The sequence below is a fragment of the Lactococcus sp. S47 genome (assembly GCF_016517475.1).
Lineage (GTDB): Bacteria > Bacillota > Bacilli > Lactobacillales > Streptococcaceae > Lactococcus > Lactococcus lactis.
In genome coordinates, this window is sequence record NZ_JACVUB010000014.1 from 21,484 (window position 1) to 28,142 (window position 6,659).

The window sequence follows — 6,659 nt, forward strand, 5'->3', positions numbered from 1 at the left end:
GATTGGAGGTTGTCATGGCAAAGCAAGTGATTCAACTAAATAATAAGTACACTCAGAAGCATAAAAAAAGAAATTTAAACCCAGTACCAAAAAGAAAACATTTAGGGCTTATTTTGATCGTGGCAATTTTACTTTTTAGTTTAGCAAGTATGAGTTTGATAAAATCATATGAAACTTTGCACAGTCAAGTAGCTTTAGAACAAAGTGCAAAGAAACAATATGAGAGTCTTTCTAAAGAAGTAACGATTAAAAAAGAAGAAATATCAAAACTTCAGGATCCTAACTATCTCCAAAAATTTGCTCGGAGTGACGGTCAAGAATATTCACAAAGTGATGAAAAAGTTTTTACTACTGACAGTCCCTTGATTGGAAGTAACGGGTCAAAATAATGATTGGACAAGTTGAAAACATTACAAGATTTGGACTTTTTGTAAAAATTTCTACTGACAAACTTGACGAAAGTACAGAAAAACTTGCTGACAAAGCTGTCAGTAAAAATAGAGGACTTTTGCGTTGGTCACAAATCCCTAAAAATGTACCCAAAGTACAAATTGGAGATTTGATTGGTGTTGAAATTTCAAATATACATGAAGATGGTAAGGTTGATTTAAATTATCAAGAAAAAATTTTTAAAAATGTCTATGCCGAATTTTTAGAAACAAGTCACCAAAGACTTACAGAACTTGAGCAAAAAAATCGTGAATTGAACTAAATAATTAAAAAGAAAAAATATTATTTAGTTTTTTCTTTGACTATTCTATTGACTAAAAATAGCACCTATTTTATGAAAAATTCTAGGAATTAAAAAGATAAAGATTACAACAGAAATTATTCTATGGAATGGATAAGATGTTGGGCAAGGTTTTAATCATGCAAAAACAGAGAACAAAAATTAATAGTGGAGTAGCCTTGGTGATGCTTTTAATGATTATCACAGGCTTTTTTGCTTTTTCACAAACAAGATATTTTGCTGACAAAAAGGTCAGTAAATCAAAAAATATTGTTGCAGCTGACAAAGTTACAGACAAAGAAAAAGAAACTGAAACTTGGACTTCAATCCCCCAAAGAGCAGTGGCTTATCAAGAATTAACAACTTATGAGGACTCAAACCTTACTAAATCAGTTGGTAAAATTCCAGCTAAGACACAATTAGATATTGCCGAAATCGTTGGGAAATCCTTTAAGTTAAAGACAGGAAAGTATATTTCTACTGACAAAAAAGCTGTGATATCAGATCTTACAATTTCTAGAGAGTCAACAAATACAACAATATATACTGATAAAAGTGTCAATGTATTTTACAACCCCGTAACCACTTATGATAATCAAATAATGACAAATTTAAGTGGTACACATCAACTTTCTGCTGATAAAATGGCTAAGACTAACTGGGGAACTTACTACGAAGTATCTTTGGATAATGGCCAAACGGGTTGGGTTTCAGAAAATGATATTTCTTTGGAAAATCCCAAAATCAAACAAGTTCAGGCATTATTGAATCAGAAATACAATGACAAAAAGTATTCAATCTATGTCAAAGAACTTGACGATAAGTTTACAGCTGGTGTAAACCAAGAACAGAAAATGTATTCAGCGAGTCTTTCTAAAATTCCAATTCTTTATTGGACTCAAAAACGACTTAATGAAGGTTTGGCTTCACTTGATGACAAACTATTGTACACCCCAGCCATTAATACTTTTTATGGAAGTTATAAACCAGAAGGAACTGGAAATTTACCAAAAACAGCAGATAATAAATATTACAGTCTTCAGGATGTTATCAATAGAACAGCCAAACTCTCAGACAATGTCGGAAGTAATATGCTCGCCTATTATGAAACCCAGGAGTTTAATCCAAACTATCAAAAAGAAATAAATAGGATTGCTGGACAAGAGTGGAATCCAAAAGAGCGAAATGCCTCAGCTCAAATGGTAGGTAGAATGCTAGAAGCTCTTTATAATGAAGGAGGAGCTTCCTTTAACGCTTTATTTGATACCTCTTTTGATGATGTTAAAATAAGAGCAGGCGTTCCTAAAAATATATCGGTTGCTCACAAAATTGGTGGTGCAGATACAGATAATCATGATGCAGCCATTGTATTTGCAAGTAAACCATATCTTTTGGTAATTGAAACTGATGGGGCAACAGATGATGAAATAAAAGCAATTTCTCAAGATGTTTATGGAGTTATGAAATGACACCAGCTCAACGTAAATTTTTAAAAATAGTCAAAGATGAACACTATTTTGATAAAGATTCAAAAATATTATTGGCTTTATCAGGAGGTAAAGACTCAATGACTCTTTTTAACTGGCTCTATGATTTAAAAGAAGTTCTCGGTATTGAACTGGGACTGGCTCACATTAATCATGGCTTACGAGAAGAGTCAAAGTTTGAAGAAATTGCTCTTCGAGAAATGGCAACAAAACTTAAAGTACCAATTTATGTTGACAAGTTTACAGGAGAGTTTACAGAAAAAAATGCACGTGATTTCCGTTATCAGTTTTTTGAAAAGCTAATGATAGGAGAAAATTACAATATTTTGCTGACAGCTCATCATCAAGGAGACCTTGTTGAAACGGTATTAATGCGTCAAATTACAGGACGTCCTTTGAGAAGTCTTCAGGGCATTGCTGACCGTCAACCTTTTGCAGGTGGGCAATTAATCAGACCATTATTGAAATTTACAAAAGAAGAACTTGATGCACAAATCTATTATGAAGATTCAACAAATCAAGGACTAGATTATTTTAGAAATAGAATACGTAATCAACTAATTCCAGAATTAACAAAAGAAAATCCTCAATTTTCACAATCAATCAGTGATTTGAGCTCGGAAATTAAAAAGGCGTTGGCAGTAATTAATCAAAAAATTTCGGAACTTGAAATTGTTGATGAAAAAATATCATCTAAAAAATTCATCTCCCAAACAAAAGAATTACAACATTTTATCTTACAAGCATTTTTTGCTCAATATCCAGAAATAGAAGTAAGTAAGAAAAAATTTGCGGAAGTACTTCATATTATCAATCGCCCTCAACAATATTTCGCAAAATTGAATAAGGAATTTTATTTTGTGAAGACTAAAGATTTCTTTTATCTTGAAAAAATTCAACTTGAAAGGGAGAATTCAGTAGAGATTGTAAGTGAAAATCCGCAAGATGAATCATTTATGGAAGTTTATTTGCCTCTTGAAGGGGAAATTGAAATTCGTAAACGCCAGCCTGGGGATCAAATTCTAATCAATGGTCATCATAAAAAATTACGCAAGTTTTTTATTGATAACAAAGTTCCATTAAAGGCCCGAGAGAATCCACTTATCTTCGTTGATAAAAAACTCTATGCCATTGTCGGTCTTGCGTGTTCTGATTTGAGTAAAATGCTCAAAAATGATAAAATTAGAAGAATATTATGGGTCAAACCCAGTATAGGAGAGGAAATCAACGATGCTCGAAAAAAATCTTGATAAGGCCATTGAAAAAGTATTAGTTTCAGAAGAAGAAATTATAGAAAAATCCAAAGAACTTGGAGAAATATTAACAAAAGAATACGAAGGAAAAAATCCATTAGTCTTAGGAATTCTTCGTGGTTCAGTTCCTTTCTTAGCTGAATTAATCAAACACATTGATTGTCACTTAGAAACTGACTTTATGACTGTATCAAGTTATCACGGCGGAACAAAATCTTCAGGTGAAGTAAAATTAATCCTAGATGTTGATACAGCAGTCAAAGGTCGTGATATTTTAATTGTTGAAGATATTATCGATACTGGTCGTACTTTAAAATATCTAAAAGAACTTTTGGAACATCGTGGAGCAAACGTAAAAATTGTAACACTTCTTGACAAACCAGAAGGACGAATTGTTGAAATTAAACCAGATTATTCAGGTTTTACAATTCCTAATGAATTTGTTGTTGGATTTGGTTTGGACTACGAAGAAAACTATCGTAATCTTCCATATGTCGGAGTTTTAAAACCAGAAGTTTATAACAAATAATTCGTTGATTTTAGTCATCTAAAATTTTTCTCAGACTAAAGTATGAAAAAATCTCTGACCAATACTTACTATTAGCATTCCAAAAGGAAATATGCTATAACTAGGTATAGCTGTTATTGACTAGCCTGTATCCTTTATTACCAGTGATACTAAGAAGTAAATTCTTGGCTTTTCTAATAATAAATAAACAAAAGATAAGGAAAATATGAATAACAACAAACAACCAAAACAAGGAAATTTTGTAAAAAATATCTTGATGTGGGTAATCTTGGCTATTGTTGTTGTTGTCGGTTTCAATTTCTTCTTCAGTAGTAATCAATCAAGCGTGGATAAAATTAGCTATTCACAATTGATGACGAAACTTGACGGTAACAAGATTGAAAACGTCACAATGCAACCTTCTGATAGCTTAATTACTGTAACAGGTGAATATAAAGAACCTGTAAAAGTAAAAGGAACAAATAATTTCCCACTTTTAGGTAATTCTAGTAGTGAAGTTAAAAACTTCCAAGCTTATATTATTCCAACTGACAGTGTTGTCAAGGATATCCAAAATGCAGCTAAAAGTAATGATGTAAAACTTAGTGTTGTTCAAGCTTCATCAAGCGGTATGTGGGTTCAAATTCTCTCATACATCATTCCAATGCTTCTATTTGTTGGTATATTCTGGCTCATGATGGGCGGAATGGGCGCTCGTGGCGGAGGCGGCGGTGGAAATCCGATGTCCTTCGGTAAATCTCGTGCTAAACAACAAGATGGTAAAACATCTAAAGTTCGTTTTGCTGACGTTGCCGGTTCTGAAGAGGAAAAACAAGAGCTTGTAGAAGTTGTTGATTTCCTTAAAAATCCGAAAAAATATCATGATTTAGGAGCTCGTATCCCAGCAGGTGTTCTTCTTGAAGGCCCTCCAGGTACAGGTAAAACATTGCTTGCTAAGGCTGTTGCCGGTGAAGCAGGAGTTCCTTTCTATAGTATCTCAGGTTCTGATTTTGTTGAAATGTTTGTCGGTGTCGGTGCCTCACGTGTCCGTGACTTATTTGAAAATGCTAAGAAAACTGCACCATCAATTATCTTTATTGATGAAATTGATGCTGTTGGTCGTCAACGTGGCGCAGGTCTTGGTGGTGGTAACGATGAACGTGAACAAACCCTTAACCAATTGCTCGTTGAAATGGATGGATTCCAAGATGATGGCAACTCAGTAATCGTTATTGCTGCAACTAACCGTTCAGATGTGCTTGACCCAGCGCTTTTACGTCCAGGTCGTTTTGACCGTAAAGTCTTGGTCGGAGCTCCAGATGTTAAAGGTCGTGAAGCCGTTCTTAAAGTTCATGCTAAAAACAAACCTTTAGCAAGTGATGTTGATTTGCACAATGTTGCTACACAAACTCCAGGCTATGTCGGAGCTGATTTGGAAAATGTTTTGAATGAAGCTGCACTTGTTGCTGCACGTCAAAATAAAAAAGAAATCAATGCTGCTGACATTGATGAAGGAATGGACCGTGCAATGGCTGGTCCAGCTAAGAAAGATCGTATTCAATCAATGCGCGAACGTGAGATCGTGGCTTACCACGAAGCAGGTCACGCTATTGTTGGACTCGTTCTTGAAAATGGATCTACTGTTCGTAAAGTTACCGTTGTTCCACGTGGACGCATCGGTGGTTACATGCTTGCTCTTCCAGATGAAGAAATCATGCAACCAACTAATTTCCATCTTCAAGACCAACTTGCCAGCCTTATGGGTGGACGACTTGGTGAAGAAATTGTCTTTGGTGTAGCTACTCCAGGGGCATCAAATGATATCGAAAAAGCAACACACATTGCTCGTTCAATGGTAACTGAATATGGGATGTCTAAGAAACTTGGTATGGTATCTTATGAAGGAGACCATCAAGTATTTATTGGTCGCGACTATGGTCAAACTAAGACTTACTCAGAAGCAACTGCTGTTATGATTGATGATGAAGTGCGTCGTATTCTCGGTGAAGCTTATGACCGTGCTAAAGAAGCAATTGAAACACACCGTGAGCAACATAAAGCAATTGCGGAAGCTCTGCTTAAATATGAAACACTTGATGCGAAACAAATCATGTCACTCTTCAAAACAGGAAAAATGCCTGATGAAGCAGCGGCAGCAGAAGTACCAGAACCAAAAACATTTGAAGAATCTCTCAAAGATGCAAATGCGAATGTTGATGATTTTTCAAACATTAATATCTATAATGGTGATGAAAAAACAGATTCTAAACCAGAAGAAAATAAGGAAAAATCAGAAGATGAAACAGCCGAATAAGGCTGTTTTTCTTTTTTTTTATGTTTTAGAATAAGTGGTCTAGTTTATTCTTGACAAAAAATAATATTTTGATATAATTAAATAGTTGTCGTTTGAGACGACTGACTTTCTTATTATTCATCTAAAATATTATTTTGAAAAGATAACACAGTTTATTCTTGACAAAAAAATATAAAAGTGTATAATAGAAAAGTACTGTTTGAGACAGCACAACAATATATGGTCCGTTGGTCAAGGGGTTAAGACACCGCCTTTTCACGGCGGTAACACGGGTTCGAATCCCGTACGGACTATATCTGGAGGATTACCCAAGTCCGGCTGAAGGGAACGGTCTTGAAAACCGTCAGGCGTGTAAAAGCGTGCGTGG

The 6,659-nt window shown here is 34.7% G+C and carries 6 protein-coding genes and 1 tRNA gene; all 7 read left to right on the forward strand.

The window, feature by feature from the left end:
• The first annotated feature begins 14 nt into the window (after positions 1–14).
• Complete coding sequence (locus IAE52_RS11030; RefSeq protein WP_003132171.1) at positions 15–389, forward strand: septum formation initiator family protein; 375 nt, start codon at positions 15–17, stop codon at positions 387–389.
• Positions 389–712: a hypothetical protein gene (locus IAE52_RS11035; RefSeq protein ID WP_003132172.1), complete on the forward strand. Its 324-nt coding sequence runs from the start codon at positions 389–391 to the stop codon at positions 710–712. Before IAE52_RS11030 ends, IAE52_RS11035 begins: the two co-directional genes overlap by 1 nt.
• Positions 713–849: 137 nt before the next feature.
• Entirely contained in the window at positions 850–2,199 is a 1,350-nt protein-coding gene (locus IAE52_RS11040; RefSeq protein ID WP_017863939.1) for a serine hydrolase, read from the forward strand.
• Positions 2,196–3,467, forward strand: a complete 1,272-nt coding sequence (gene tilS / locus IAE52_RS11045) for a tRNA lysidine(34) synthetase TilS (protein WP_033900585.1) — start codon at positions 2,196–2,198, stop codon at positions 3,465–3,467. Before IAE52_RS11040 ends, tilS begins: the two co-directional genes overlap by 4 nt.
• The gene (hpt, locus tag IAE52_RS11050; RefSeq protein WP_010905038.1) at positions 3,448–3,999 is read left to right on the forward strand and encodes a hypoxanthine phosphoribosyltransferase; all 552 of its coding nucleotides are present in this window, start codon (positions 3,448–3,450) and stop codon (positions 3,997–3,999) included. Before tilS ends, hpt begins: the two co-directional genes overlap by 20 nt.
• A gap of 205 nt (positions 4,000–4,204) precedes the next feature.
• Positions 4,205–6,292 carry an ATP-dependent zinc metalloprotease FtsH gene (ftsH, locus tag IAE52_RS11055; RefSeq protein ID WP_003132177.1) on the forward strand — a complete coding sequence of 696 codons (2,088 nt, stop codon included), beginning with the start codon at positions 4,205–4,207 and terminating at the stop codon, positions 6,290–6,292.
• A gap of 221 nt (positions 6,293–6,513) precedes the next feature.
• A tRNA-Glu gene (locus IAE52_RS11060) sits at positions 6,514–6,585 on the forward strand.
• Positions 6,586–6,659: the final 74 nt, after the last annotated feature.